Raw genomic sequence first — 26710 nt, forward strand, 5'->3', positions numbered from 1 at the left:
ATGGGGGCATGAAGACCTCCACCCAGCTGTGCTCGCAAATCCTGGCACTGGCCCGTTCCGAACAATGGGACAGCGGAACCCACCTGGCCGCCCAGGGCCTGGCCGACCGGCTGCGCGTCTCCCGCCAGCCCGTCAACGAGGCCTTGCAGCAGCTGGAAGAGCAGGGTGTGGTGCGGCGCGAGCGCAACCGGGGGTTTTTCCTGGCCTTGCCGCATGACCGGATTCCGGCCGAACTGCTGGCCGAGGCGGCGGCCGGCGACCAGGACCTGACCGAAGCCATCTACTTTCGCATCGCCGAGGACCGGCTGCGCGCCAGCCTGCCCGAATCCGTCACCGAGGCCGCGCTGCGCACGCGCTACGGCCTGAGCAAGGCCCAGCTGGCGGCCGTGCTCAACCGCATCTCGCAGGAGGGCTGGATCGAGCGCAAGCCCGGTTACGGCTGGACCTTTGCGGCCATGCTGACCACGCCCGACAGCCTGCTGCAGTCCTACCGCCTGCGTATGGCGCTGGAGCCGGCCGCGCTGCTGGAGCCCGGCTACCGGCTGGACCGCGCCGTGCTGCAACGCTGCCGCGCGGCCGAAATCCACTTGCTCGAAGGCGGCATCGCCACCGACCCGGCCGACCGCATCCACGACCGGGGGGTGAACTTCCACGAGTCCCTGGTCGAGGCCTCGGGCAACGTGTTCTTCATCGACACCATCCGCCGCGTCAACCGCGTGCGGCGCCTGCTGTCCTACCGCTCCATGCAGGACCGGGCGCGCTACCGCGAGCACTGCGAGCAGCATCTGAACATCCTGGAACTGCTGGGGCGCGAGCGCAACGAAGAAGCCTCCCTCGCCATGCGCGAGCACCTGGCGAGCACCTTGCGCAACCTGGCCAGCATCAGCGATCTCCTCGGTCCCGGCGCAGCGTCCCCGGAACCTTCGCGTACCCCTTCGCGTACCTCTTCCACGCCCCGGCGGGCATCCCGTTGACCCTTGAAGCGAGCCATCCATGAACCTTTCCTCCCAGCTGCTGTCCACCCTCGCGCCGCTTGGCCGCATCCGCGCCTCCATCAACACCGGCAATCCCATCCTTGCGCGGCTGCAGGCCGATGGCCAGCCCGCAGGCGTGTCCATCGACCTGGCCCGGCGCCTTGCGCAGCAGCTGGGGCTGGAGCTGGAACTGGTGGTCTTCGATACGGCCGCCAAGTCGGTGGATGCCGTCACGCGCGAGGAGGCCGACTTCGGCTTCTTTGCCGTGGACCCCGTGCGCGGCGCGGGCATCGGCTTTACCGCGCCCTATGTGCTGATCGAGGGCAGCTACCTGGTGCGCCAGGATTCGCCGCTGACCGACAACGCCCAGGTGGACCGGGCCGGCCACACCGTGGTGGTCGGCAAGGGCAGCGCCTATGACCTGTACCTGAGCCGCGAGCTCAAGCATGCGCAGATAGAGCGCGCCGTGTCCTCGCCCGCCGTGGTGCAGACCTTTGTGGAATCGACGGCCGACGTGGCCGCAGGCGTCAAGCAGCAATTGGAGGCCGATGCCGCACGCCTGCCCGGCCTGCGCCTGCTGCCGGGCCGCTTCATGGTGATCCAGCAGGCCATGGGCCTGCCCAAGGGGAGGGGCGATGAGGCCCTGCGCGTGCTGGCGGCCTTTGTGGAGGAGGCCAAGGCTTGCGGCTTTGTGGCCGAGGCGCTGCAGCGCCATGGCATTCAGGGCGCGGCCGTCGCACCGCTGGCGGGCGCATCGGCATGAGCACCTCAGCGTCGCGCCCCCTGTACGCCTACGTGGGTTCGCGCACCACGCGCGAGCGCGACGCACGTGGCGAGGGCATCACCGTCTATCGCGTGGACGAAGCCACGGGCGGCCTGCAGCATCTGCAGACCGTGGACGGGCTTGCCAACCCCTCGTTCCTGGCGCTCGATGCAGCCGGCACCCGGCTCTACACCGTGCATGGCGATGGCCATGAGGTCAGCGTCTTCGCACGCGATGCCGCAACGGGCCGCCTGGCGTTGCTGCAGACCCGGGACTGCGGCGGGCGCAACCCGGTGCACCTGGCCATCGCCCCGGGCGGACGGCAGCTGGTGGTCTCCGACCATCTGGGCGAGCCGGCTGCCAGCGACGGCCACCGGGGGTATGGCGGGCCAGGCGGTACGCTGGCCGTGATGCCGATCGCACCGGACGGGCGCCTGGGCTCCGTGCAGCAGCGGCTTGCGCTACCGGGCCAACCCGGGCCGCATCGCAAGGAGCAGCCGTTTGCCAAGCCGCACTTCAACCCCTTCTCGCCGGACGGGCGCTTCGTGCTGGTCCCTGACAAGGGGCAGGACCGGATCTTCATCTTCGCCTTCGAGCACGGGCGGCTGGTGCCTGCGCCCCAGCCCTGGCTGGACTGCCGCGAAGGCTCGGGCCCGCGGCATATCGCCTTCCATCCTGCGCTGGCCTGCGCCTATGTGGTCAACGAACTGGACAACACCGTGCTCACCTGCCGCTTCGATGCGGCCACGGGGGCACTGCAGGGCTTGCAGATCCTGTCCACCCTGCCGGAGGGCTTTGTGGGCAACAGCCGGGCGGCGGGCATCGAGGTCTTGCGCGACGGCCGGCAGGTGCTGGTGTCCAATCGCGGCGCTGACGGCATTGCGGTCTTCGATGTCGATCCTTTGACGGGGCTGCTGCACACCAGTGGCGGCTTCGCCTCGGGCGGGCGCACGCCGCGCTTTTTCACGTCCTCGCCCGACGGGCGCCTGCTCTATGTGCTCAACGAGGACAGCGACAGCATCGTCTGCCATGCCCGGGATGACGCCTGGCGCCCGCTGGCCAGCACCCACTGCGCCAGCCCGGTGTGCATGGTGTTCGCGCGGTAGCCGTCCACGCCGCCCTCCGGGGCAGGATCAGGCGCCGCGCAGCACCAGCAGGTCGATGCTGGCCGGCACGCCCAGGCGCACGGCAAAGCCGGCCCACAGGCCTGCGCCGGCGCTGACGAAGAGCTTCATGGCGCCGACCTCGTACTCGCCGCGCACAAAGCCGTCGTTGGCGGGCGCCACCAGCCATTGGTCCATGCCCAGGATCAGGCCGCCGTGCGTATGGCCCGACAGCTGCAGGCCCACGCCGTGGGCAGCGTTGTCGCGGGCGGTCTTGGGCTGGTGGGCCAGCAGCAGGTGGTATTGCGCGCCGGCCTCTTTGGCCTGGCGGGCCACGGTGTCGATGTCGGGCGGCACGCCTTCGGCCACGGAGGGGTCGGTGTTCTGGCGCGACAGGCGGCCATAGGCCGGATCGCCGATGCCCGACAGCGCCAGGCGCGCGCCTTGCACATCGATCAGCTGCATGCGGTTTTCCAGCAGGTTCAGGCCCAGGCGTCGGAATTCGGCCATCCAGGCGTCGTAGCCGCTGTAGTACTCATGGTTGCCGGGCGCCGCCCACACGCCGTAGCGTGCCTTGAGCTGCGCCAGCGGCGCGACGTTGGCGCGGCCGCTGTCCACGTCGCCGTCCACCATGTCGCCGGGCAGCACGATGAGGTCGGGCCGCGCCTCGAGCGTGCGGTCCACGATGGTCTGCACATAGCGCGCGTTGTTGATGGGGCTGGCGTGGATGTCGGCCAGCACGGCCACGCGCAGGCCTTCCAGGCCGGTGGGCAGGCCGGGCAGGCGCAGCGTGCGTTCGTGCACCTCGGGGGGGCGCAGCGCATTGGCCACGCCCCAGGCCGACAGCAGGCCCGCCAGGGCCAGTGCGCCGGCCGTGAGCAGCGGCGCGTGCAGGCGCTGCTTCCAGTCCTCGCGCCGGGCCACGGCGGCCAGCGCCCAGAGGCCGTCGCGCAGCACGATGAAGACGGCCAGCATCAGCAGCAGGGCCAGCACCCAGCCGCCCGGCACCTGCAGATAGGCCAGCGTGCGGTACTCGACTGTGCCCTCGCGCAGCAGCACCAGCAGCAGGGCGGGCGTGCAGCCCAGGGCCGCCGTGGCGACGGCCGCCATCAGGCGTGCGCGGCGCGGCATCAGGCGGACGGGCCACCACAGCCACAGGGCCAATAGCGGAATGACGAGGGCGGCAAGAGAAACCATGGGGAGCAGATCGAGGAAGGCGGGTGAGGCGGCCAGCGCCGGGAGCGGGCGGCAAGACGAGCGCCGATTGTGCGCAATGCCATGCATGCCGCTGGCCTGACTTGGCGAAGGCCCTGGCATGCGGGGGTTTTCATGCGGGCGGCACAGGGCAGGCGTATGGAAATCTGCAGCCGCGTGGCGCCGCCGGCATGGCGCGGGGATAATCCAGCCCCTTATGCCTTTGAAGATCAGCTTCCCTGAATCCCTGCCCGTATCCGCCCGCCGTGAGGAAATCATGGAGGCCATGGACCGGCACCAGGTCATCATCGTGTGCGGCGAGACGGGCTCGGGCAAGACCACGCAGCTGCCCAAGATCGCGCTGGCGCTGGGCCGGGGCAAGGTCAACGCCACGCCCGACGACAAGGGCCAGGTGCGCGGCCACCTGATCGGCCACACGCAGCCGCGCCGCATTGCCGCCAGCTCGGTGGCCAAGCGCATTGCCGAGGAACTGAACACGCCGCTGGGCGATGTGGTGGGCTACAAGGTGCGCTTCCAGGACCGGCTGTCCAAGGACGCCTCGGTCAAGCTGATGACGGACGGCATCCTGCTGGCCGAGACGCAGACCGATCCGCTGCTCAAGGCCTACGACACCCTCATCATCGACGAGGCCCACGAGCGCAGCCTCAACATCGACTTCCTGCTGGGCTACATCAAGCAGATCCTGCCCCGGCGCCCCGACCTCAAGGTGGTGGTGACATCGGCCACCATCGATGCCGAGCGGTTCTCCAGGCACTTCGAAGGCCCCAAGGGGCCTGCGCCGGTGATCATGGTCTCGGGCCGCACCTACCCCGTGGAGATGCGCTGGCGCCCCTTCGAGGAAAAGCGCGACCACGACCTCAACGATGCCATTGCCGAAGGCGTGGACGAGCTGTGGTCTGGCGGCGTCAGCGGCGACATCCTGGTGTTCCTGCCCGGCGAGCGCGAGATCCGCGAGGCGGCCGACCACCTGCGCAAGCACCTGGCACAGCAGCCCGTGCTGCGCCATGCCGAGGTGCTGCCGCTGTTCTCGCGCCTGTCGCAGGCCGAGCAGGACCGCATCTTCGACAGCCACACGGGCCGGCGCATCGTGCTGGCCACTAACGTGGCCGAGACCTCGCTGACCGTGCCCGGCATCCGCTATGTGATCGATGCGGGCACGGCGCGCGTCAAGCGCTATTCCTTCCGCAGCAAGGTCGAGCAGCTGCTGGTCGAGCCCATCAGCCAGGCCGCGGCCAACCAGCGCGCGGGCCGTTGCGGCCGCGTGGCCAACGGCATCTGCATCCGCCTGTACGACGAGGCGGACTTCGGCACGCGCGCTCGCTTCACCGACCCTGAAATCCTGCGCTCCTCGCTGGCCGGCGTCATCCTGCGCATGAAGTCGCTGGGCCTGGGCGACGTGGTGAATTTCCCCTTCCTCGAAGCGCCCTCGGGCCGCGCCATTGCCGACGGCTACCAATTGCTGGGCGAGCTGGGCGCCGTGGACGAGCGCGGCGAGCTGCTGCCCATGGGCCGCGAGCTGTCGCGCCTGCCGCTGGACCCGCGCGTGGGCCGCATGATCCTGGAGGCGCGCACGCGCGGCGCCGTGGCCGAGGTGCTGGTCATTGCCTCCGCTCTGTCCGTGCAGGACGTGCGCGACCGGCCGCTGGAGGCCCAGCAGCAGGCCGACCAGCAGCACGCCAAGTTCGACGACGAGAAAAGCGAATTCAGCGGCTACCTGCGCCTGTGGAAATGGCTGCAGGATGCGCGCGGCGGCAAGGTGGTGGCCAAGAGCCGCAAGGAAATGGCCACGGCCCAGGCGCCTGCCGCCAAGCCATCGACGCGCAATGCCGCCTTCCTGCCCGTGGCCCAGCGCAGCGGCGGGCAGAGCGTGGCCGCCCCGGCGGCCGAGGCGCTGGCGGCCTTCCATCCGCAGGACACCGGTCCCGGCACGGATGACGAGCCCTCGCACAAGCTCAGCAACCGCCAGTGGGAGCAACTGCTGCGCCAGAACTTCATCAACATCCGCCGCGTGCGCGAATGGCGCGACATCCACTCGCAGCTGCTGACCGTGGTCAACGAGCACAAGTGGAAGATCAACACCGAGGCCGCAGGCTACGACGCCGTGCACCTGTCCATGCTGTCCGGCCTGCTGGGCAACCTGGGCTACAAGGGCGATGAAAGCGACGCCTACCTGGGCGCGCGCGGCATCCGCTTCTACCCGCACCCGGGCGCCCACCTGTCCAAGAAACCCGGGCGCTGGATCGTTGCGGCCGAGTTGGTGGAGACCTCGCGCCTGTACGGCCGGGGCATCGCCGCCATCGATCCGCAGTGGCTGGAGGAAGTCGGCGCCCACCTGCTCAAGAAGCAGCTGCTCGATCCGCACTGGTCCAAGAACCAGGCCGATGTGGTGGCGCTGGAGCGCGCCACGCTCTACGGCCTGGTGGTCTACAACGGCCGCCGCATGAGCTATGGCCGCATCGATCCGCAGTCCGCGCGCGAGATCTTCATCCGCCAGGCCCTGGTGGAGGGGCAGTGGGATACGCGCTGGCACTTCCTGCCCGCCAACCTCAAGCTGGTGCGCAAGGTCGAGGAGCTGGAGCACAAGAGCCGCCGCCAGGACGTGCTGGTCGATGACGAGCTGATCTACGCCTTCTACGACCAGCAGATCCCCAAGGACGTGTTCAGCGGCGCCACCTTCGACCATTGGTTTCGCGAGGCGGCCAAGGAAAACGCCGACCTGCTGCGCCTGTCGCGCGACGAGCTGATGCGCCACGAGGCGGCCGGCATCACCACCCAGGCCTTTCCCAAGGTGGTCAAGCTCGGCGGCGTGGACTGCACGGCCAGCTACCTGCACAGCCCCGGCGACGCGCGCGACGGCATCACCGTCACCGTGCCGCTGTTCGTGCTCAACCAGGTCAGCGACGAGCGCGTGGAATGGCTGGTGCCCGGCATGCTCAAGGACAAGCTCCAGGCCCTGCTCAAGAGCCTGCCGCAGCGCCCGCGCAGCCGCTTCGTGCCCCTGCCCGAAAGCGCCCAGCGCCTGGCCGAACTCTTCACCACGCCCGAGCGCTGGGGCCAGGGATCGCTCATTGATGCCCTGCTCAAGCAGGTGCGCGACGAGACCTCGCTGGACGTCAAGCGCGCCGACTTCAAGCTGGACATGCTCAGCCCGCACCTGTTCATGAACTTCCGCATCACGGACGAGCATGGACGCCAGCTGGGCCAGGGCCGCAACCTGGGCGCGCTCAAGGCCGAACTGGGCGCCAAGGCGCGCGGCGCCTTCCAGGCGCTGGCCGCGCTGAAGGTGGCTTCGGCCACGGAGGCCCCTGCACCCGCTGCCAACGCCGCCACCGCGCCCGAAACCGGCAGGAAGCCTGCGCCCGCTGCCAAGGCGGAAAAGCCCGACCAGGCCACGCCTGCCAGGAATGCCAAGCCCAGCCAGCCCGCCGACAGCCGCTACAAGGAATGGAGCTTTGGCGAGCTGCCCGAGCTGATGGAGATCGGCCGGGGCGGGCAGACGCTGATCGGCTTCCCTGCGCTCATCGACCATGGCGATGCCGTCGGCATCGAGGTCTTCGACGAGCCCGAGGTTGCGGCCGCACGCCACCGCGTGGGCCTGCGCCGCCTGTTCGCGCTGCAGATCCGCGACGCGCTCAAGTACCTGGAAAAGAACATTCCAGACCTGCAGAAGATGGCCGTCGCCTACATGCCGCTGGGCACGCAGGAGGAACTGCGCGAGCAGATCATCGACGTGGCCATAGACCGCGCCTTCCTGCAGGAGCCGCTGCCCACCAACGACGCGCAGTTCAAGCAGCGCGTGCAGGACGGACGCGGCCGGCTGACGCTGATCGCCAACGAGGTGGCGCGCATGGCCTCCACCATCCTGGTCGAGTACGCGGCGGCGCAGCGCAAGATCAAGGACACCAAGAACGCGCCTGACGCCACGGCCGACGCCGCCCAGCAACTGCAGCGCCTGGTGCCCAAGAACTTCATCGCGGCCGCGCCCTGGACCCAGCTGCAGCACTACGCGCGCTACCTCAAGGCCATCACCAGCCGGCTGGACAAATACCGCGCCGACCCTGCGCGCGACGCCAGCCGCCTGACCGAGCTGCGCCCGCTGGAGCAGCGCTACTGGCGCCTGGTGGCTGAGCGCAAGGGCCACATCGATGCGCGCATGCAGGAGTACCGCTGGATGCTGGAGGAGCTGCGCGTGAGCTTCTTCGCCCAGGAGCTGCGCACGCCGTACCCGGTCAGCATCAAGCGGCTGGACAAGGTCTGGCAGCAGCTGCAGAACTAGCGCCGTGCCGGCCTGCGGCCCTTTCTTGAGCGGGAGGGCCGCAGGCCATGTTTCAATGCGGCATCGCCACCTTCCCGGCACGCGGCCGGTTGGAGCGATGCAAGGCCCAAGGCCGTATGCGCCATCACAGAGATGGGGCATTTTTCAAAGCACGGGCGATCTGTGCAGAACCTGCACAGATGCTGGCCGCTCCATGGCGTTGCGGCGGGGCCTGTGCGTTTCTAGACTGCAGGCATCAACCACTTCCCGTTTTCAGGAGCACTGCATGTCACTCGCAGAACAGGCCAGCCAGGCCACCCAATCCACCAGCCATCCCACCCTCCGCGCCCTGTCCGGCGCGCCGGGGCGCAGCCAGTTGCCACGGGGTGCCACGGCGCTGCTGGTCATCGACTTCCAGAACGAGTACTTCAGCGGCCGCCTGCCCATCCCGCGCGGCCCGCAGGTCCTGGAGCAGGCCCGGCGCCTGCTGCAATGGGCCGATGCCGGGCAGGTTGCCGTGTTCCACATCCAGCACATTGCCCCTGAAGGTGCGCCCGTGTTCGCCGTCAATGGCAGCGCCGTCCAGTTCCACCCCGGCCTGCAGCCGCGCGCGGGCGACACCGTGGTGCAAAAGCGCAGCGTCAGCGCCTTCGTCGGCACCGACCTGGCCGACCAGTTGCGCGCGCGTGGCATCACCACCTTGGTCATCTGCGGCCTCATGACCCACGCCTGCGTGGCCGGCGCCGCACGCGATGCCGCGCCGCTGGGCTTCGAGGTCATCGTGGCCAGTGATGCCGTGGCCACACGTGCCATCACGCGCAGCAATGGCGAATCCGTGGACGCCGACAGCCTGCACCGTGCCGCGCTGGCCGAGATCGAGGATGTGTTTGGCGATGTGCTGTCCACGGACGGCATCCTGGAGCTGGCGCTGCGCTGAGCGGGCTGGGCGGCATCGGCGGTCCATGCTCCACAATTCCCGCCAAAGGAGTGCATGAGCAATGGACAGATGGCAAGCCATGCGGGTGTTCTGCGGCGTGGTGGACGCGCAGGGTTTCACGGCGGCCCAGGACCGGCTGGGCATGACGCATTCCACGGCGTCGCGCTATGTCAAATGGCTGGAGTCGGAGCTGGGCACGCAACTGCTGCAGCGCAATTCGCGCGGGCTGAGCCTGACCGATGCGGGGCGCAGCTACTACCTCAGTTGTGTGCAGTTGCTGGAGCAGCTCGATGCGGCCGAGGCCGCACTGGCGCAGCGCCGTGCGCGCGTGGCGGGCGTGCTGCGCATCACGCTGCCGCTGGCCGTGGGCGCCATCGAGCTGGGCGACTGGCTGCCCGAGTTCGAGCAGCAATTCCCGGATCTGGAGCTGCAGCTGCTGTGCACCGACCGGCTGGTGGACCTGGTGGCCGAGGGCGTGGATGCGGCCGTGCGCATCAGCCGCCAATTGCCGGACAGCGGGCTGCAGGCGCGGCTGCTCACGCATTCGCCGCTGGTGCTGGTGGCGTCGCCCGCCTACCTGATGCGCCAGGGCGTGGTGCAGGCGCCCGAGCAATTGGCCGAGCACCGCGCCCTGGCCTTTGCGGCGGGCCCGGCCCCATTGCGCTGGAGCGTGGTTTCCGGGCAGGGCGCCGTGACCGAGGTGCAGCCGCACACGGCGCTGCGCACCGATTCGGTGGCCACCATCTTCGAGGCTGCACGCGCAGGCCGGGGCATTGCGGCGCTGACCTGGCATACCGTGCGCTCGGCCGTGGAGCGCGGCCAGCTGGTGCGGGTGCTGCCCTGTTTTCATCTGGGGCAGTACAGCTACCACGCGCTGTATCCGCGCACGCGGCATCTGCGCCCGGCCGTGCGCGCGTTTGTGGATTTCATGGCGCGGCGCTATCGGCAGGGGCCGGGCGGCTGAGCATGGTCTTCTGGAGCCGGCCACTGGATGCGCAGGAGCAGGCCTTTGTGCGCACGCATTTCGGCGCCTCGCTCGATGCGCTGCTGCCGCGCCTGCGCCTGTACCAGCGGCGCCTGGGCGATACGCGCAGGGCGCTGTCCATGAATGGCGGGCGCATCTTCATGCCGCGCGCCTTCTTCACGCAGTCCGATCCGCGCCAGCCGCTGCGCCTGTCGCATCCGCAGATCGCAGGCATCTTTGCCCATGAGCTGCTGCACCAGTGGCAGCGCCTGCAGGGCATGCCTGTCACGCGGCAGGCCGCCTGGCTGCAGTTCAAGGCGCTGTGCACGCGCAGCGATCCGTATGCCTATGAGCGCTGCGATGATCCCCGGCGCATGCTGCAGCGCTTTGTCCATGCCCAGGTGGAGCAGCAAGGCCAGATGTGGGAGGACCATGTGCGCGCCTGCGTGGCGGGGCAGGGCGATGCGGCGGGCGCCCTGATCGCGGCCCACGTGCGGGGCGCGTGAGTCAGCTGGGCTGGATGCTCAGTGCTTCGATCAGGTCATGGGCCGACACATCGCGCGCCGCGCCAAAGCCCGCCACGTGCCGGGCGATGGATGGCGTGATGCAGACAAAGCGGAAGTCGCCCAGATCGGTCATGAACGCGGCTTCGGGGAAGCGCAGCACATAGCTGTCGCGCGCGCCATCGGCCAGCACGCTGCCGGGCGGCGGTGTGCTGGCCACGCCTTCAATGGCCACACGCTCCAGTGCATGCACGCCCTCGCCGTCCATTTCGGCCGCGCATACCAGCAGGCTGACGGCCGGGTGCAGCTCCATGGCCCGCGTGTGCGCTGCCAGTGCGCTGACGTGCAGCACAAAGCAGGCAAACTGCGCATTCCAGGCCCAGGGCACCATGGACAGGCGGGGAGCGGGCAGTGCATCGCCAGCCCCGGGGGCAGGGGAGTCGGCGGGCTGGGTGGCCAGGGCTGCGCTGCGGTGGCGGGCCAGCAGGTCGCGCAGCGACAGCTGCAGGCGGGACAGGTGGGGCATGGCGGGCGTGGAGGGCGTGGCGGGCATGGCGCCATCGTACCTGTGGCGTACCTGTGGCGTGCCCGTGGCCGGCTTGCGAAAGCACAAGGCGAGTTGCGGTGGCATCGGTATGCCATGGGCGCTCAAGCGTCACTTTGGCGACGATCTCCTGGGGCCTTCCCCAATGCCGGGAAGCGGGTGTGGGCCTAGCCTCGCTGGCAAGGCGGATTGCCGCCGTCCCTTCCACTCACCGACACTTCAAAGCCCATCCACCCATGCCCTCCCAGCCCGCGCACCACGCTTTCTGGCCCAGCCGCCTGCCCCATTCCATCACCGTGCCCGCCACCAGCGTCTGGGACAACCTGGCCGTCAATGCGCGACGCTACCCGGACAAGGCAGCCATCCGCTACTTCGGCAGCTCCATCAGCTACCGCGAGCTGTGCGAGGGCACGGAGCGCATGGCGGCCTACCTGCACAGCCTGGGCGTGCAGCGCGGCGACCGCGTGATCCTGCTGATGCAGAACACGCCGCAGCTCATCCTGGCGCACTACGCCATCTTCCGCGCCAATGCGGTGGTGGTGCCGGTCAATCCCATGAACATGGCCGAGGAGCTCAGGCACTACATCACCGACGCCGACGCCAAGGTCGCCATCACCACGGCCGACCTGGCCCCCGAACTGGCCAAGGCCAGCAATGCGCTGGCTTCTGGCCAGCGGCTGGAGCACCTGGTCGTCACCCAGTTCACGGACGCCTTCGATGCCGGGGTGCAGGGCGACGACGCCCCGCCCGTGCAGTGGCACGACTGGCTGCTCACCCGGCGTGAGCCGGCCGTGCTCGATGGCGGCAGCGTCCACACCTGGCAGCAGGCCCTGGCCTGCACCGAAGCCGCGCCGCCCCATGTGGTGGGCCGCGACGACATGGCCGTGCTGCCCTACACCAGCGGCACCACGGGCCACCCCAAGGGCTGCATGCACCCGCACCGCTCCATCAATCACAACGCCGTGGCGGGCAGCTACTGGGGCAGCGGCACCAGCGAGACCGTGGTCCTGGCCGTCGTGCCCATGTTCCACATCACGGGCATGGTCTCGGTGCTGCACACGGCCATCTTCGTGGGCGCCACCCTGGTCGTCATGCCGCGCTGGGACCGCGAGCTGGCGGGGCGGCTGATCTCTCGCTACCAGGTCACCAGCTGGACCAACATCCCCACCATGGTCATCGACCTGCTGGGCAGCCCCAACTTTGCGCAATTCGACCTCACCAGCCTCAAGTACATCGGCGGCGGCGGTGCGGCCATGCCACAGGCCGTGGCCCAGCGCCTGCTGGAGCAATACGGCCTGCGCTTCAGCGAGGGCTACGGCCTGACCGAGACGGCCGCGCCCACGCACAGCAACCCGTTCGAGCATCCCAAGCAGCAATGCCTGGGCATTCCCTTCATGAGCACCGAGGCGCGTGTCATCGACCCCGAAACCGGCGCCGATGTCCCGCAGGGCGAGCAGGGCGAAATCGTCGTCCACGGCCCCGAGGTCTTCGACGGCTACTGGAAGCGACCCGACGCCACGGCCCAGGTCTTCATGGAGATCGACGGCAAGCGGTTCTTTCGCACCGGCGACCTGGGCCACGTGGACGAGGACGGCTACTACTTCATCACCGACCGCCTCAAGCGCATGATCAACGCCAGCGGCTTCAAGGTCTGGCCGGCCGAGGTCGAATCGCTGATGTTCCGCCACCCCGCCATCCAGGAAGCCTGCGTGATCTCCACGCGCGACGCCTACCGCGGCGAGTCGGTGAAGGCCGTCGTCGTGCTGCGCGCCGGCAAGGAAGACACCACGGCCGAGGACATCATCCAGTGGTGCCGCGAGAACATGGCCGTCTACAAGGCGCCCAAGATCGTGCAGTTCGTCAAGGCCCTGCCCAAGAGCGGCAGCGGCAAGGTGATGTGGCGGCAGCTGCAGGAGGCGGAGGCCCAGGCCTAGGAGCAGTCACAGTCCACAGGCACAATGTCCGGGACCATGGTCTGCGACTTGCCCCTGATCCGCCGCTACGCCCCAGCCGACCTGCGGGGTGCCTATGAACTGCTCATTTCCAATGGCTGGGGCCATCGCATCGCCAGCCAGGACTATCTGGAGCGCCTCATCGGTGCGTCCCAGGCCGTGGAGGTGGCTGTGGCGGGCAACCAGGTGGTGGGTTTTGCGCGCGCCATCACGGACGGGCTGTCCAATGGATACCTGTCCATGGTGGTGGTTGCCCCCGGTTACCGGGGGCAGGGCACGGGGCGAAGGCTGGTCGAGGCCGTGACGGGTGCCGATCCCGGGATCACCTGGGTGCTGCGGGCCGGCCGTGAACAGGCCCCGCAGTTCTTTGCCAGGCTGGGCTTTGTCGCATCCGAAGAGGCGATGGAGCGCCGACGGGCTCGCGGCACATGACGGATTTCCAGTGCCACAGCCCGTCTATCATCGCGCGCCAGTCCTCATGAAACATTGATCAATGCGCCGATTCGTTCCCGTGGCTGCCGCAATGGTGGCCGTGGCCTTTTTCTGCATTCCGGCCACCGCGCACGAACTGTGCACCCTCGTCGCCGACGCCGACACGGGCCAGTCCCTGGTGCACAGCGGCCCGGCCTGTGCCGAGCGCGTCACGCCGGCCTCCACCTTCAAGATCGCCATCAGCCTGATGGGCTATGACGCCGGCATCCTGCAGGACGAATCCCGGCCCGCGTGGCCGTACCAACCGGAGTATCCGGACTGGGGCGGCGATGCCTGGCGGCGCGAGATCACGCCCCAGGCTTGGATGAAGGACTCGGTGTTCTGGTACTCGCAGCAGGTGGCGCGGGAGCTGGGCCAGCAGCGGTTTGGCGCCTACGTGAGGGCCTTCCAGTACGGCAACGAGGATGTCTCCGCCGTTGCCGTGGCCCATGCCGGCCACAACGGCGCGTGGGTGGTTTCCTCGCTGCGCATCTCGGCGGCCGAGCAGGTGGCCTTCATGCGCAAGATCGTGCGCCGGGAACTGTCTGTGAGCAGTCAGGCCATCGACATGACTGCGCGCATCACCCGGCACCCCGTGCCTGTGGACGGCTGGACCGTGCATGGCAAGACCGGCACCGGGTCGCCCGGCAGCGACAACCGCTACGATGCCAGCCGGGCCTACGGCTGGTATGTGGGCTGGGCCACCAAGGACCAGCGCAGGCTGGTGTTCGCCACGCTGATCCAGGATGAGCAGGCCCAAAAGCCCAATGCCGGCCTGCGCGCACGCGATGCCCTGCTGCAGCGACTGCCTGCCGCGGACCGCTGACAATGCACGGGCGTTTTCCTTTCCGCACCTCGCCCACACATCTCCCGCACATCTCCCGCACAAGAGCGACAGACCGACACCCGATGAAGACCATTGACGAAATGCTGAACCTGGACCTGCTCACCCCCGAGCAGCACGTTGAGATCAGCGACTGGATTGCCCGCGCGAACTCCCCCGAGGAAATACTGCAGATGCCCGCCCCTCTTTGGCAGGCAGTGGAGCGGGCCAGCGAAGCCATGGGCGTCAATGCCGATCTTCTGCGGCCGCCCTCGCTGGATGCGGGCGGCGCCATTTTCGGATAGACCCAGCAGCGGGGATGGGCCGGCCCACCAGGCAACCGGCCCACCTGCGCACTCCCATGGCGTGCCGGCCAGGTCAGCTGGCCGGTGCCGGTGAGTCCTTGGTGTCCCGATGCGCCGGCTTGTCGCGCGGCGCGGACCACACACTGTCCTGCGGGCCACTGCGCGTGCGCCGTGCCGTGGCACGCGCCATCCAGGCCAGGGCCAGCACGCCGGCCACGGCCGTCAGGTCCAGGCCGATCAGCGAGGTGTCCACCCACGCGCCGGTGCCTGGCGCCAGCCAGCCCACCAGCGATGACAGCGCGATCGCGGCCGTGCAGGCGGCGGCCAGCCACAGCAAGGCCGGGGCCGCGCGCGCTGCGCCGCGCACGAAGGCCCAGGCCATGCTGGTGAAGAACACGGCGTAGTAGATGCCCATGTGCCATGCGGCCAGGTCATCGACGCGGCCCGGCAGCCACTTGGCGGCGGCAATGGTGGCGGAAATGCCGGCCACGCAGCCCAGGCAGACGCCGACGGTAGCCGAGGCCATGAGGGCCGTGTCGCGCCGCTGCACGGGCAAGTCTGCGCCCTTGCGCTGGGCCTTGCGCCGCGTCTCCACCCACAGCAGATTGCCGCCGTAGAACAGCCACGCGCCGGCCAGGCCCAGCAGGAAGTACAGCCACCAGACCGCGAGTCCGCCGAAGGAGGCCATGTGCAGCGCGAAGAAGCTGCTGATGAACAGGTTGGGCGTGCTCTGCCCGCCCGGGAGGTAGTCGGCCGAGATCAGCTTGCCGCTGTAGGGATCGAGCATGGCAAAGCCGCCCACGGCGCGCGGCGATACGGCCTGGGGATTCCTGCCCCAGACGCGCACGGTGGGCTTGGGGCCGGTGACCTGGGCGTACTGCAGTCTTTCGGGCTCGAAGCCGGGCGCGGCCGCCCTGACGATCTCCACCAGTCGGGAGGGCGCGAGCATGTCGGCCGGATTGCGTGGCGGCGCGTCCGGGGCCTTGCTCGAGGGACGCGCAAAGGTCTGGGCCCATTGGCCTTCGTGGATCAGCCTGTCCTGCACGTCGAAGATCTGGTCGTGGTAGGCGAAGACCACGGCGCTCAGGGCCATGACGATGTGAAAGGGCAGGCTGACGATGCCCACCACGTTGTGCGCGTCCAGCCACATGCGCTTGAGGTTCCTGCCCACGCGCAGGGCGAAGAAGTCCTTGACGAGCGAGGGCAGCAGGATCACCACGCCCGACACCAGGGCCAGGAAGTACAGGGCCGAGATTGCGCCCATGATCCAGCGGTTGGGGTCCGAGTCCACGGGCAGGCCGACCACGCGGTGCAGCACGTCGATGAACTCCACCAGGCGGGACGGGCGCTGCTCGCTGATCTGCACGCTGCCGTCGGCCGACAACTGGGCCGTGTAGTGGCGTACGGCGCTTTCGTCATGGTCGTCGGCCTTGGGATCGCGCACCTGCCATTGCAGGCGCGGTATGGCGTTGTCGCCCTGCAGCTGCACGATGGCGCCGCGCGCGGCCGCCGGCGTGCTGGCCAGGGTCCGGGCGATCAGCGGCTGCACCTCGTCCATGGGCACGGCCTGCACCACGGCGGCCGGCGGCGTGGACCATCGCCGGATGGGTTCCTTGAACACCGTCAGCGCACCCGCGTAGAAGGCGATGAACAAGGCCATGCCGCTGAGGATGCCCGTCCAGGTGTGTACGGATTTGTAGATGCGGATGTAGTCGGCTCTCATGACAGGCCTCCTGCGCTGCTGTGCATTGCCGCGCGCACCAGCCACCAGGCGGCCAGGGCCAGCGCGTTGGCCCCGCCCAGCCAGGCCCAGGCGCGCAGGCCGCTGGAGAAGAAATACACCAGGGACTGCACCAGCAGCCAGACCGGCGGCACCAGCCACATGACCAGCTGCCCGCTCACCGCCAGCGGCATGCCGTGCAGCAAGGCGGCCAGCAGGCCACTGGCGCTGATCGCCAGGCCCGGCCCCAGCAGCAGGCCGGCCAGGGTCTTGGAGATCCAGTCCGGCCGGATGGGGGCCGGCTTGCGCGGGCGGACCTCAGGGTGTGCGTCGGCCATGGAACAGCGCTCCGATATAGGGCAGCAGGGCGAAGGCCAGCATCAGCAGGGTGAGCCAGGTGAACGTGGCGGCCAGCGTCCGCATGTCCTGGGCGAATGCCAGCCAGCCCGCTGCGAGCAGGCCGCCACCGGCCAGGAGGGCAGGCCGGCGCGGCCAGGCGGCCGCCCATAGCCGCTGGTTGGGCGAGGCGGCGTAGATGCACAGGCAGGCCAGCGAGGTGGCAAGCAGGCCGGCGACGGTGAAGAACGGCATGGAAATTCGATCGTGGGAAGCAAAAGACCCGGCGGGACACATGCGCCCCGCCGGGTGGCCCGCGCAGTGCGTCAGGCGGTCAGAACGACACGGTGGCCGACAGCCGGAAGGTGCGCGGTGCGCCGGGCATGACGAAGCCGTCGGTGAACATGCCGATCCAGTAGTTCTTGTCCGTCACGTTCTCCACGCTGGCATTGAAGCGCACGGGCGTGGCGCCGAACCTGGTCTCGTACTTGGCCATCAGGTCGAAGCGGTTCCAGGCCGGGGCGCGCAGCTTGTTGCCGGAGTCCACCCACTGCGAGCCGGTGTACAGCACGCGGCCGCCGACCGACAGGCCCTGCACGGGCGTTTCCCAGTCGATGCCGATGCGCGCGCGCAGCTTGGGCACGCCGTAGTTTTCACGGCCGGAGTTGATCTGGCGTGACTTGATGTACTCCACCCCGCCCAGCAGCGACAGCGTCTGCGTGAGCTTGCCGAAGGCGCTCCACTCCAGGCCCTTGAGGCGCTGCTCGCCATCGAGCACCTGGGCATTGCCGCTGTTGGTGATGATGGACGGCTTTTCGATGCGGAAGGCGCTCAGCGTGTGCGTGGTCTGGCCCGCCTGCAGCTTCACGCCCACCTCGCCCTGCTTGGTCTGCATGGGCGCCAGGGTCTCGCCGGTGTTGGCAAAGCCCGCGCCCACGGTGCGGCCGGGCTCCAGGCCTTCGGTGTAGTTGGCGTACAGCGAGACGTTGTCGCCCCAGGGCCGCACGACCAGGCCGGCCATGGGCGAGACGCGGCTCTTGCTGTAGTTGGACGACACGCCGTTGACCAGCGGCGTCTTCACCGTCTGGTGGCGTGCGCCCAGCGTCAGCAGCACCTTGTCGTTGGCGAAGCTCATCACGTCGGCCAGGGCCAGCGAGCGGAATTCGTTCTCTGTGGTGTAGCCCTTCCACTGCGGCGCGCCCGGGAAGGTGGGCGTCGTCGGCTCGTACATGTTGGTGGTGTAGCAGTAGTTGCAGGCCGTGTTGTAGGTGCCTTCCTTGTGCTTGAGGATGTTGAACGACAGTTGCAGACGGTGCTGCACGCTGCCCGTGCTCAGCTTGCCGATGACGCCGGCCTCGGCCGTGCGACGCTCGGATTCGGTATGCACGTTGTAGATGGCGCCGCGCGTGGTGCCGTCCAGGCCCGTGACGATGGCGCGGGTGCCGAACAGCAGGCCCTTGCCCTGCGCCTCGGAGGCGCCGAAGGCGAAATAGCCCTGCCAGTTCTGCGTGAAGTCCACCTCGGCACGCGCCAGCAGGCCGCTGTTGTCGTATTGGCCGTGGGTGCCGCGGAACATGTTCACGTCGCCGCCGGGCGGTGCCAGCAGCCGGCCCACGCCGGGGATGGCCGCGCTGCCCAGGAAGCTGAACATGCCCGGGCTGCCGCCGTCGATCTTGGTGATGCTGTTGTACAGGTCCAGCGAGAAGCGGGCCCTGTCGCCCAGGTAGTCCAGGCCCAGGGCGCCCACGCGGCGCTTCTGGCTCTCATCCTTGGCACCCATGTCGCCCGAGCCGTAGACGCCGTTGAAGCGCAGGCCCAGCCGCTGCTCGGGGCCGAAGCGCCTGCCCACGTCGGCATGCATCTGCAGGTAGGAGTCCGAGACGTAGGTGGCCGTCAGGTCCGCCATGGGCTGGGCCAGCGCGCGCTTGGTGACCATGTTGACGGAGCCGGCCACGCTGGCCAGCGGCGGCATGCCGGACAGCAGCACGTTGGGGCCGCGCATCACCTCCACGCGCTCGAACATCTCGATGGGCACCGAATTGGCCGGCGCCACGCCGTACAGGCCGTTGGTGGCGATGTCCATGGCCGTCACATCCAGGCCGCGCAGGTTGAAGTTCTGCAGCAGGTGTCCCTTGTTGGTGGTGAAGACCACGGCCGCATCGTTTTCCAGCACATCCTGCAGCGACAGGGCGGACCAGTCCTCGGCCAGCTCGCGGGTGTAGGCGTTGACATGCACCGGCGCGTCCACGATGGAGGTGGCGCCCAGAATGCCCAGGCGTGCACCCTTGGCGGCCTTGCGCCCCGGTGCCAGCGTGGGCAGGTCCTCGCGCTCGTACTTGTCGCGCACGTCGATCTGCGACAGCGTCGGCGTCGGCGTCGGCGTCGTTGCGGTCGGCGCCTGCGCTGCATCCTGTGCGATCGCCGTGGACCCGGCGCCGGCGGCCAGCATGGCCAGAACAATGGAGTTGAACCGCAGCGCGCGGCCGTTGGTGGTGTGCATGGACTGGACTCTTGATGTTGTAGATGTCAATGAGAATCAGTCTTAATTATATTTACGTATTTAGTTAGCATGGGAAGTTGTTGTATCCACGCATCGTCCGGCGGGCAGTTGATCTGCGTCCACGCACGGGCCCAAGGCCCGCCGCCATCACGACCCCATCACGACCCCATCACGACCCCATCACCACCCCATCACCACCCCATCACCACCCCATCACCACCCCATCATCGACCGGTGCGCGCCAATGCCCGCCATGGCGCCATCGCTCACCGCCATGGCCACGTTGCCGGCCGCGCGGGCCGCGTCGCCACAGGCGAACACGTTGGGGACGCTGGTCGCCTGGCCTTCCGCGACCTTGATGAAGGTGCCCATGGGGCCCTCTTCCAGGGTGCAGCCCAGCTGTTCGGCCACGGGGCTGGCGATGCGGGTGCGCGGCTGGGTGAACAGGCCATCCATGACCAGGCGGCGGCCGTCCTGCAGCAGCACGTCGGCCCGGCCTTCCAGGCGGGCGATGGGCGTGGTCTCCACCTGGGTGCCCCGGCGCGCAAGGGTGGAAAGTTCTTCGGCGCCGGGCGTGTAGGCGCCGTTGAGCAGCAGTGTGGTCTGGCCCCAGTCGGGCAGCATGACGGCGTGATGGTGGGCCAGGGCCGAGCTGGCGATGATGCCGATGCGGCCCGCATTCATCTCGTAGCCGTGGCAGTACGGGCAGTGAAAGACGCTGCGGCCCCAGCGCTCGGCCAGTCCCGGCACGGGCGGCAGGCTGTCATGCACGCCCAGCGCCAGGACGAGGCGGGCAGCGCTGATGGCCGTGCCCGCTGCATGGAACTCCAGCCGGCCATCGGGCGCCACGCGGGCGTCCTCGGCCGTGCCGTCCAGCCACTGCACGGTGGGATAGGCCATCAGCTGCTGCCGGGCCTGGGCGGCGATCTGGGCGGGGGCCACGCCATCCTGGGTGAGAAAGCCGTGCGATGTCTCGCCGGCCTGGTCCACGAAGCGGTTGCGCCGCAGTCCGGCATCGACCACCAGCACCTGGCGGCGCGCACGCGCCAGTTGCAGCGCGGCGGACAGGCCGGCATAGCTGCCGCCGATGACGGCGAAATCAACGTGTTTCATGCGAGTGCTCCTGCAGTTGGTGCCAACCCTGGCCGCCTGCTGCGCGATGGCGGGCCAGGCGGGCGTGGAAGTCATGGGACAGGGCAGCCAGCGTCACCGTGCCCAGGCGTGCAAGCAGGGCGGCCTCGGCCTGCTGCACCGCGTTGCTCAGGGCTTCGTTCACGGCCTGGGCGACCAGGCATTCGGGCCGGTCCTCCCTGAAGCCCAGCGCCACCAGGCCGGGCGCGCCCAGGGCCTCATGCACGTCGCGCAGCGTGGTGCGGTCCAGTTCGCAAGAAAGCACCCAGCCCCCGCCATGGCCCTTGGCGGAGGTGACAAGGCCTGCATCGCGCAGGCCCGACATCAACCGGCGCAGCACGACCGGGTTGGTCTGCAGCGCGGCGGCGAGCATGTCGGAGGTGGCAGGTCCATCGCCCTCGGCCATATGCAGCAGCACATGGAGGACGTCCGAGAATTGGCTGTTCTGTTTCATGCAACATTATTTGTTGCATGAGTGTGGCCTTGTCCCGTGAAGGGGAATGGGCCTGCCGCCGACTGATCAGGACTCGCCCGTGAACCCGATCTGCTTGACCAGCGAACTCCAGCGCTCGAACTCGGCCTGCTGGTCGGCCGCCATCTCCTGCTGCGTGCTGCCGCGCGCCAGCAGGCCCAGGGCGGCCAGCCCGTCGATCACGGCCTTGTCCTTGAGCGCGGCCGTGATGGCCGCATTGGCGTTGGCAATGGTGGTGGCCGGGGTCTTGGCGGGAGCGTAGAAGCCGAACCATTCCTCCACCGTGACATCGGGAAAGCCCAGTTCGGTAAAGGTGGGCACGTCGGGCAGGAAGGGCGAGCGCTGCTTGCCCGAAGTGGCCAGCACGCGCAGGCGGCCGGCCTTCAGGTATTGCAGGTAGTCGCCGCTGGGGTTCATGGTGGCCGCGACCTGGCCGCCCACCAGGTCGGTGATGCTGGGCACGGTGCCGCGATAGGGCGCGTGCTTGAGTTCCACCCCCGAGCGCAGGCTCAGCAGCGCGCCCAGCAGGTGCGGCATGGAGCCCGCGCCCGGCGAGCCGAAGTTGGCCCGGTCGGGGTGGGCCTTGGCCCAGGCCAGGAAGTCCTTGAGGGTCTTGACCTCGGCCGGCACGGCAGGCCCCACGGCCAGGCCGTGGTAGATGACGGCGCCGATGGAGACGGGGATCGCATCCTCGGGCTTGTAGGTCAGCTTGGGGTAGATGTGCGGGTAGACCGAGAAGGCCGACACGGGCGCCAGCGCCAGCACCGAGCCGTTGGGCGGGGCGTTCTTCAGGGCCTCCACCGCGATGCGGCCACCGGCGCCGGGCTTGTTTTCCACAAAGCCCGGCCCTTTGCTGTAGGGCGTGCCGCCCAGCCGCTCGGCCACGCGGCGGGCCACGCTGTCGCCCGAGCTGCCTGCCGGAAAGCCGTACATGATCTTGACCTGGTCCAGTGCCTGGGCCAGGGCCTGCAGTGGCGACAGCGACCCCAGGGCGGCGGCGCTGCCCAGGGCCTGGACGAAATGACGGCGATGCATCTGCATGGATGTCTCCTGGTGAAATCGAAAAAAGGAAAAGCTGGAAAGAACGGGCTCAGAACATGTGGCGGATGCCGACGTTGATGCCGGTCTGCGAGCGGCCCGGCGCGGTGTTGCTGCCCGGGGCGCCGCCGCTGACCGAGACGGTGGCCAGGCGGTCGTTGCGGATGTGGCCGAGCTGGGTGTAGACCGCCGTGCGCTTGGACAGGTTGTAGATGGCGCGTGCCACCAGCAGGTCGGAGTCGTAGCCCGAGACGCCGCGGTAGCGCAGCGTCAGCCACTGGGTTTCGAGCACCAGCGCCTCGGTGACCGGGTACGAGGCGCCCACATACCAGAGGTTGCTGCGCGGCTTGACGGCGTCGCCATCGTTGTCGCGGCGCAGCAGGCCGCCGCCGACCTTCACGCCGGCCAGCTTGAAGTAGCCGCCCAGGTGCAGGCGCTCGTCATGCTTGGCGCTGGAGGTCATGCCGCCGAACACCGGGTCGGTGGACGAGGCCGGCGTGCGGCCGTTTTGCTGCTCGTAGCCCAGCGCCAGGCCCCAGACGGGCGTGTCGTACTTGGCGTACAGCGACCACTGGCGGCAGGCCTGCGTGTCCGATCCGCTCTCGCCCGGGCAGTTGGTGCCTGCCGGGCTGGGGCCTGCGTTGACGGCATCGCGCCCGAAGCTGTAGCCCGCGCCCAGCGCCAGCCCGCCGAAGTTGCCGCGCCAGGCCAGCATGTTGTCGGCGCGCGAGTTGGGGATGTAGGCGTCCAGCGAGCCCATGGCGAAGACGGCCGGGCCGATGATGTCCGAATCGAGCAGTGACCAGAACAGCATGGAGTTCTGGCGGCCCATGGTCAGGCTGCCCCAGTTGCCGCCCAGTCCCACCCAGCTTTGGCGCCCAAAGCCGCGCCCGCCCTGGTTGAAGGTGCCCTGGTCGGGCGCAAAGCCCGACTCCAGCGTGTAGATGGCCTTGAGGCCGCCGCCCAGGTCCTCGCTGCCGCGCAGGCCCCAGCGCGAGGGCACCAGGCTGGTGGTCGATGGCATGCGGCTGAGACCGCCGCCCGCCGCCACATTGTTCACGTGCTCCACGCCCACATCGACGATGCCGTAGAGCGTGACGCTGGAGGTGCCTTGCGCGAAGGCGCCGAAGCTGGTGCTGGAGCCGGCCAGGGCCAGCACGGCGGCGGCCGCCAGGGTCAGCGGGGAAGGGGTTTTTTGCATGGTGATGTCTCCTCTGGTTTGAAAAATCGTTGCCGTCTTGGCGTGGGTGTCCGCACGCCTTTTCTCGGGCGCAGCGGGGCCCGGCCCCGCCGGGGGCGGGACTGCGGACAAGGGGTGGATGAGGGCGGAAGGGGACGGGCCGTTCAGGAGACCGTTCAGGCACCGCCCGCCGTCACGGCACGGTCAGCGGCAGCTGAAGCTGGCAGCGCTTTCCATGTCGCCGCTGCCGTTGTAGTGGGCGGCCAGCGGATGGGGGCACAGCGGCCGGGTGCGCGTGGGCGACCAGGTGGCGGGCAGGTCGGCGTTGACGCCGCCCGCATTGCCCGCGCCGCGCGCACTGGCGATCACGCGGTCTGGCGCCTGGCCTTTCTCCACCCAGGCCACGAGGGAGCTGAGCATGTCGAACTGCTCGGTGGCCGGGCCGCCGCTGCAGTGGTTCATGCCGGGCACCAGGTACAGGCGGGCGAAGTCGGCGGCGTCGCCATGGTTGCGGCGCAGCGTGTCGTACCACTGCACGGTGTCGTCGCTGGAGAAGATGGGATCGGCCGTGCCGTGGTAGACCATGAGCTTGGCGCCCCGGTTGCGCAGCACGGGCAGCTTGCCGTAGTCGGGCGGGAGCATGAAGGACAGCGCGTTTTCGGTGTACAGCGCCGTCGTGGCCTGGACCTTGGCCAGCATGCTGTCCACGCTGCCTGTCAGCGCGAACTGCGGGCCGTTGAAGCTGGCCGGGCTCTCCGGTGGCGCCTGCCAGACCAGGCCCACGGCGCCGGTGTCCAGGTTCAGCGAGTTGGAGAATTTCCAGCCGGCCCAGCCGGCCGTATCCAGCCCTGCGTCATACGGGAAGCTGCTGTAGATGCGGCTGCCGCCGCTGGTGGTGGCGCCCTTGAACAGGCCGGCAATGGTGCTCTTTTGCTCGGCGCTGAGGCAACTGCCGTCGCGCGCGCCGCCGCAGGTGGGCACGTCGCGCGCCAGGTCGAAGCTTGCCTGGCAGGCTGCGCCGGCCTGCACCATGCCGTCGGTGGCGCCGTCCAGCGCATCGCACCGGGCCAGCACGGCCTGGCTGACCAGGCGGCGCTCGGCCTGGGTGAAGCCCGTGCCCAGGTCGGCGGGCGTGGTGGCCAGCTTCGCATAGCCCTGGGCGCCGGCAATGTTGGCAATGGCCGCCAGCGGCAGGCGCGTGCCGGGGTTGCCGGCAATGATGCCGTCGTACTGGTCTGCATAGCGAGAGGCCGCCACCATGGCGTGGCGCCCGCCGTTGGAGCAGCCGCCCAGGTAGGAGCGGTCCGGGCCCTTGCCATAGGCCGTCTGCAGCGCGCTGCGCGCCATGGGCGTGAGCTTGCCCACGGCCTGGTAGCCGTAGTCCAGCCGCGCCTGCGGGTCCAGGCCGAAGAAGGGGCCCAGGCTGCCTGCATGCCCGGCGTCGGAACTGAGCACGGCAAAGCCCATCTGCAGCGCGTTGCCCAGCGGCCCGCCGCCCAGTGCGCCCACGGCCGTGCTCACGCTGCCGTCCAGGCCGCCGTTGGCCTGGTAGAAAAAGCGCCCGTTCCAGTCGCGCGGCAGGCGCATCTCGAATCCCACGGCGTAGTTCTGGCCATCGACGGTGCTGACGCGCTCGTGCATGCGGCCGGTCACGCGGCAGTGCTCGGCAATGGGCTTGCCTGCCACCGTCAGCGTGCCGGCGGCCACGGTCTCGGCGGCGGTGATGCGGGTGTTGGGGAAGGATATTTTCGCGGCCAGGTCCGTGCACGACAGCAGCGTGGCGGGGCGGGCCTCGGCGAGCTGCGCGATGCCGTCGCTCGAGCCGCCGCAGGCGGCCAGCAGCAGGGCGGGAAGGGCGGCGGCCAGCGTGGCCGGCAAGGCGCGGGAACGGGTCTTGTGGATCTTTCTGTCCATGTCTGTCTCCTCGGAAGGTGGTGTGAAGCCTCAGCGCGAAACCGTTGCGTGGCAGCCGTTGCCCGCATCCGCATCGCTTTCTGATGGCCGCGATTTTGGTTATATTTAATAACCAATTCAAGCGGCCTTTGCGAATTTCTTATTGGGACTTCCCCTTGATGCCGGGGCAGGCAGCAGGCCACACAGGAGACAGACATGGACCACGAAAAACTGATTGCCATCGACATCCACACGCATGCCGAGGTGAGCTGCTGGAACCCGTTCGACAACTACGGCGAGGAGTACGACCGCGCCGCCGACAAGTACTTCGGCAACGGCCGGCGCCCGACCATTGCCGAGACCGTGGCCTATTACCGTGAGCGCAACCTGGGCCTGGTGATGTTCACGGTGGACAGCGAGTCGCAGCTGGGCCGGCGCCGCATTCCCAACGAGGAGATCGCCGAGGCCGCGCGGGCCAACAGCGACATGATGGTGGCCTTCGCCAGCATCGATCCGCACAAGGGTCGCATGGGTGCGCGCGAGGCGCGGCGGCTGATCGAGGAAGAGGGCGTCAGGGGCTTCAAGTTCCACCCCACGGTGCAGGGCTTCCATCCCTACGACCGCATGGCCTGGCCGATCTACGAGGTGGTGGCCGAGTACCAACTGCCGGCCATCTTCCACACGGGCCACAGCGGCATTGGCAGCGGCATGCGCTGCGGCGGCGGCCTGCGCCTGGCCTACAGCAACCCCATGCACCTGGACGACGTGGCCATCGACTTTCCCGATATGCAGATCGTGATGGCCCACCCCAGCTTTCCCTGGCAGGACGAGGCCCTGTCCGTGGCCCTGCACAAGCCCAATGTCTGGATCGATCTGTCGGGCTGGAGCCCCAAGTACTTTCCCCGGCAGCTGGTGCAGTACGCCAACACCCTGCTCAAGGACCGCGTGCTCTTCGGCAGCGACTATCCGCTGATCACGCCCGAGCGCTGGATGAAGGATTTCCAGGAAGCCGGCTTCAAGCCCGAGGTGATGCCCGGCATCCTCAAGGGCAACGCGGTGCGGCTGCTGGGGCTGGAGCAGCCGGCAGCGGAGAAGGCGGACTGAGCGCGCTCAGTTGTAGATCTTCTGCAGCAGCTGGATCAGCGTCCTGCGCTCGGCGTCGGTCAGGCGGTAGGTGGCATCCAGTTCCAATTCCGCCGCCGTTCTTTCCGCCCGGGCCGTGAGCTCGGCGCCGGCCGGCGTCAGGTGCACGCCCACGGCGCGGCGGTCGGTGGGGTGGGTGCGCCGCTCGATCAGCTTGCGGCGCTCCAGCGCTGCGATGAGGCCCACCAGGTTGGGCGGCATCACATCCAGCGCCGCGCACAGCTGGCGCGAGGTGATGCCGGGGTTGTGGGACACCAGGGAGAGCACGGAGAACTCCACCATCTTGAGATCGTGGGTGGCCATGCGCTCCACGAACACTTCGATGATGGACAGCGAGGCACGCCGGGCGTTGTAGCCCACGAGGGTGTGCAGGAAGGAGGCGTCGATGGACGGTCCCGGCGCTGCAGTGCTGGACGGGGCCGTGTTCTCTTCGGCAGGAGCGGGCTTGGGTGTGCGGGCGCGGGGCATGGGGACAAGGAACTGAAAGC

The 26710-nt window shown here is 69.0% G+C and carries 24 protein-coding genes; 12 read left to right on the forward strand and 12 right to left on the reverse strand.

Going from position 1 to position 26710, the window contains the following annotated elements; all coding sequences use genetic code 11:
• Nucleotides 1-8 precede the first annotated feature (8 nt).
• From IB269_RS04800 to IB269_RS04810, 3 genes are read left to right on the forward strand one after another with little or no spacing between them, the layout of a single operon-like run.
• On the forward strand, nucleotides 9-974 hold the full coding sequence (locus IB269_RS04800) for a GntR family transcriptional regulator (protein ID WP_192366513.1): 966 nt from the start codon (nucleotides 9-11) through the stop codon (nucleotides 972-974).
• A gap of 19 nt (nucleotides 975-993) precedes the next feature.
• The gene (locus IB269_RS04805) at nucleotides 994-1737 is read left to right on the forward strand and encodes an ABC transporter substrate-binding protein (protein ID WP_012206352.1); all 744 of its coding nucleotides are present in this window, start codon (nucleotides 994-996) and stop codon (nucleotides 1735-1737) included.
• The gene (locus tag IB269_RS04810; RefSeq protein WP_192366514.1) at nucleotides 1734-2843 is read left to right on the forward strand and encodes a lactonase family protein; all 1110 of its coding nucleotides are present in this window, start codon (nucleotides 1734-1736) and stop codon (nucleotides 2841-2843) included. The genes IB269_RS04805 and IB269_RS04810 overlap by 4 nt, the downstream gene beginning before the upstream one ends.
• A gap of 27 nt (nucleotides 2844-2870) precedes the next feature.
• Here the strand turns inward: IB269_RS04810 and IB269_RS04815 are convergent, their stop codons facing one another.
• Nucleotides 2871-4037: a metallophosphoesterase gene (locus IB269_RS04815; RefSeq protein WP_063325958.1), complete on the reverse strand. Its 1167-nt coding sequence runs from the start codon at nucleotides 4035-4037 to the stop codon at nucleotides 2871-2873.
• A gap of 214 nt (nucleotides 4038-4251) precedes the next feature.
• On the opposite strand from IB269_RS04815, the gene hrpA reads away from it, so the two are divergent.
• The 4 genes from hrpA to IB269_RS04835 all read left to right on the forward strand — a co-directional run bounded on the left by hrpA (nucleotide 4252) and on the right by IB269_RS04835 (nucleotide 10717).
• On the forward strand, nucleotides 4252-8331 hold the full coding sequence (gene hrpA / locus IB269_RS04820) for an ATP-dependent RNA helicase HrpA (protein ID WP_192366515.1): 4080 nt from the start codon (nucleotides 4252-4254) through the stop codon (nucleotides 8329-8331).
• A 265-nt stretch (nucleotides 8332-8596) separates the two neighbouring features.
• The gene (locus IB269_RS04825) at nucleotides 8597-9247 is read left to right on the forward strand and encodes a cysteine hydrolase family protein (RefSeq protein ID WP_192366516.1); all 651 of its coding nucleotides are present in this window, start codon (nucleotides 8597-8599) and stop codon (nucleotides 9245-9247) included.
• A gap of 61 nt (nucleotides 9248-9308) precedes the next feature.
• The gene (locus IB269_RS04830) at nucleotides 9309-10211 is read left to right on the forward strand and encodes a LysR family transcriptional regulator (RefSeq protein WP_192366517.1); all 903 of its coding nucleotides are present in this window, start codon (nucleotides 9309-9311) and stop codon (nucleotides 10209-10211) included.
• A gap of 2 nt (nucleotides 10212-10213) precedes the next feature.
• Entirely contained in the window at nucleotides 10214-10717 is a 504-nt protein-coding gene (locus IB269_RS04835; RefSeq protein WP_065345108.1) for a hypothetical protein, read from the forward strand.
• Between the two features lies 1 nt (nucleotide 10718).
• On the opposite strand, the gene IB269_RS04840 is transcribed toward IB269_RS04835, so the two are convergent.
• Nucleotides 10719-11240: a pyridoxamine 5'-phosphate oxidase family protein gene (locus IB269_RS04840; RefSeq protein WP_192366909.1), complete on the reverse strand. Its 522-nt coding sequence runs from the start codon at nucleotides 11238-11240 to the stop codon at nucleotides 10719-10721.
• 254 nt (nucleotides 11241-11494) lie between these two features.
• Between IB269_RS04840 and IB269_RS04845 the strand changes: the two genes are divergently transcribed.
• The 4 genes from IB269_RS04845 to IB269_RS04860 all read left to right on the forward strand — a co-directional run bounded on the left by IB269_RS04845 (nucleotide 11495) and on the right by IB269_RS04860 (nucleotide 14809).
• A complete protein-coding gene (locus IB269_RS04845) occupies nucleotides 11495-13192 on the forward strand; it encodes a long-chain fatty acid--CoA ligase (RefSeq protein WP_192366518.1) in 1698 nt (565 codons plus the stop codon).
• A gap of 24 nt (nucleotides 13193-13216) precedes the next feature.
• A complete protein-coding gene (locus IB269_RS04850; RefSeq protein ID WP_225613955.1) occupies nucleotides 13217-13642 on the forward strand; it encodes a GNAT family N-acetyltransferase in 426 nt (141 codons plus the stop codon).
• A 61-nt stretch (nucleotides 13643-13703) separates the two neighbouring features.
• Nucleotides 13704-14507, forward strand: a complete 804-nt coding sequence (blaOXA, locus tag IB269_RS04855) for a class D beta-lactamase (protein WP_192366519.1) — start codon at nucleotides 13704-13706, stop codon at nucleotides 14505-14507.
• Between the two features lie 83 nt (nucleotides 14508-14590).
• Nucleotides 14591-14809: a hypothetical protein gene (locus IB269_RS04860; RefSeq protein ID WP_013801743.1), complete on the forward strand. Its 219-nt coding sequence runs from the start codon at nucleotides 14591-14593 to the stop codon at nucleotides 14807-14809.
• Nucleotides 14810-14882: 73 nt separating this feature from the next.
• Here IB269_RS04860 and IB269_RS04865 read toward each other — a convergent pair whose 3' ends face one another.
• From IB269_RS04865 to IB269_RS04905, 9 genes are all read right to left on the reverse strand, one after another.
• Nucleotides 14883-16532, reverse strand: a complete 1650-nt coding sequence (locus IB269_RS04865) for a PepSY-associated TM helix domain-containing protein (RefSeq protein WP_192366520.1) — start codon at nucleotides 16530-16532, stop codon at nucleotides 14883-14885.
• Nucleotides 16529-16867, reverse strand: coding sequence for a hypothetical protein (locus IB269_RS04870; protein ID WP_192366521.1), 339 nt, complete (start codon nucleotides 16865-16867; stop codon nucleotides 16529-16531). The genes IB269_RS04865 and IB269_RS04870 overlap by 4 nt, the downstream gene beginning before the upstream one ends.
• Nucleotides 16848-17120: a hypothetical protein gene (locus tag IB269_RS04875; RefSeq protein ID WP_013801746.1), complete on the reverse strand. Its 273-nt coding sequence runs from the start codon at nucleotides 17118-17120 to the stop codon at nucleotides 16848-16850. Before IB269_RS04875 ends, IB269_RS04870 begins: the two co-directional genes overlap by 20 nt.
• Before the next feature lie 79 nt (nucleotides 17121-17199).
• The gene (locus IB269_RS04880; protein WP_192366522.1) at nucleotides 17200-19365 is read right to left on the reverse strand and encodes a TonB-dependent receptor; all 2166 of its coding nucleotides are present in this window, start codon (nucleotides 19363-19365) and stop codon (nucleotides 17200-17202) included.
• A 213-nt stretch (nucleotides 19366-19578) separates the two neighbouring features.
• Nucleotides 19579-20478: an NAD(P)/FAD-dependent oxidoreductase gene (locus IB269_RS04885; protein ID WP_192366523.1), complete on the reverse strand. Its 900-nt coding sequence runs from the start codon at nucleotides 20476-20478 to the stop codon at nucleotides 19579-19581.
• Nucleotides 20465-20950 carry an Rrf2 family transcriptional regulator gene (locus tag IB269_RS04890; RefSeq protein WP_063325713.1) on the reverse strand — a complete coding sequence of 162 codons (486 nt, stop codon included), beginning with the start codon at nucleotides 20948-20950 and terminating at the stop codon, nucleotides 20465-20467. Before IB269_RS04890 ends, IB269_RS04885 begins: the two co-directional genes overlap by 14 nt.
• Nucleotides 20951-21016: 66 nt before the next feature.
• Entirely contained in the window at nucleotides 21017-22009 is a 993-nt protein-coding gene (locus tag IB269_RS04895) for a tripartite tricarboxylate transporter substrate-binding protein (RefSeq protein WP_034395494.1), read from the reverse strand.
• A 49-nt stretch (nucleotides 22010-22058) separates the two neighbouring features.
• Nucleotides 22059-23207, reverse strand: a complete 1149-nt coding sequence (locus tag IB269_RS04900; RefSeq protein WP_123695144.1) for a porin — start codon at nucleotides 23205-23207, stop codon at nucleotides 22059-22061.
• A gap of 183 nt (nucleotides 23208-23390) precedes the next feature.
• The gene (locus IB269_RS04905) at nucleotides 23391-25100 is read right to left on the reverse strand and encodes a tannase/feruloyl esterase family alpha/beta hydrolase (protein WP_192366524.1); all 1710 of its coding nucleotides are present in this window, start codon (nucleotides 25098-25100) and stop codon (nucleotides 23391-23393) included.
• A gap of 195 nt (nucleotides 25101-25295) precedes the next feature.
• On the opposite strand from IB269_RS04905, the gene IB269_RS04910 reads away from it, so the two are divergent.
• The gene (locus IB269_RS04910) at nucleotides 25296-26183 is read left to right on the forward strand and encodes a 4-hydroxyphenyl-beta-ketoacyl-CoA hydrolase (RefSeq protein WP_013801753.1); all 888 of its coding nucleotides are present in this window, start codon (nucleotides 25296-25298) and stop codon (nucleotides 26181-26183) included.
• Nucleotides 26184-26189: 6 nt separating this feature from the next.
• Here IB269_RS04910 and IB269_RS04915 read toward each other — a convergent pair whose 3' ends face one another.
• A complete protein-coding gene (locus tag IB269_RS04915; protein WP_012206335.1) occupies nucleotides 26190-26690 on the reverse strand; it encodes a MarR family winged helix-turn-helix transcriptional regulator in 501 nt (166 codons plus the stop codon).
• Between the last annotated feature and the right edge of the window lie 20 nt (nucleotides 26691-26710).

The organism is Delftia sp. DLF01 (genome assembly GCF_014852125.1).
In the GTDB taxonomy this organism is placed as follows: Bacteria; Pseudomonadota; Gammaproteobacteria; order Burkholderiales; family Burkholderiaceae_C; genus Comamonas; species Comamonas acidovorans.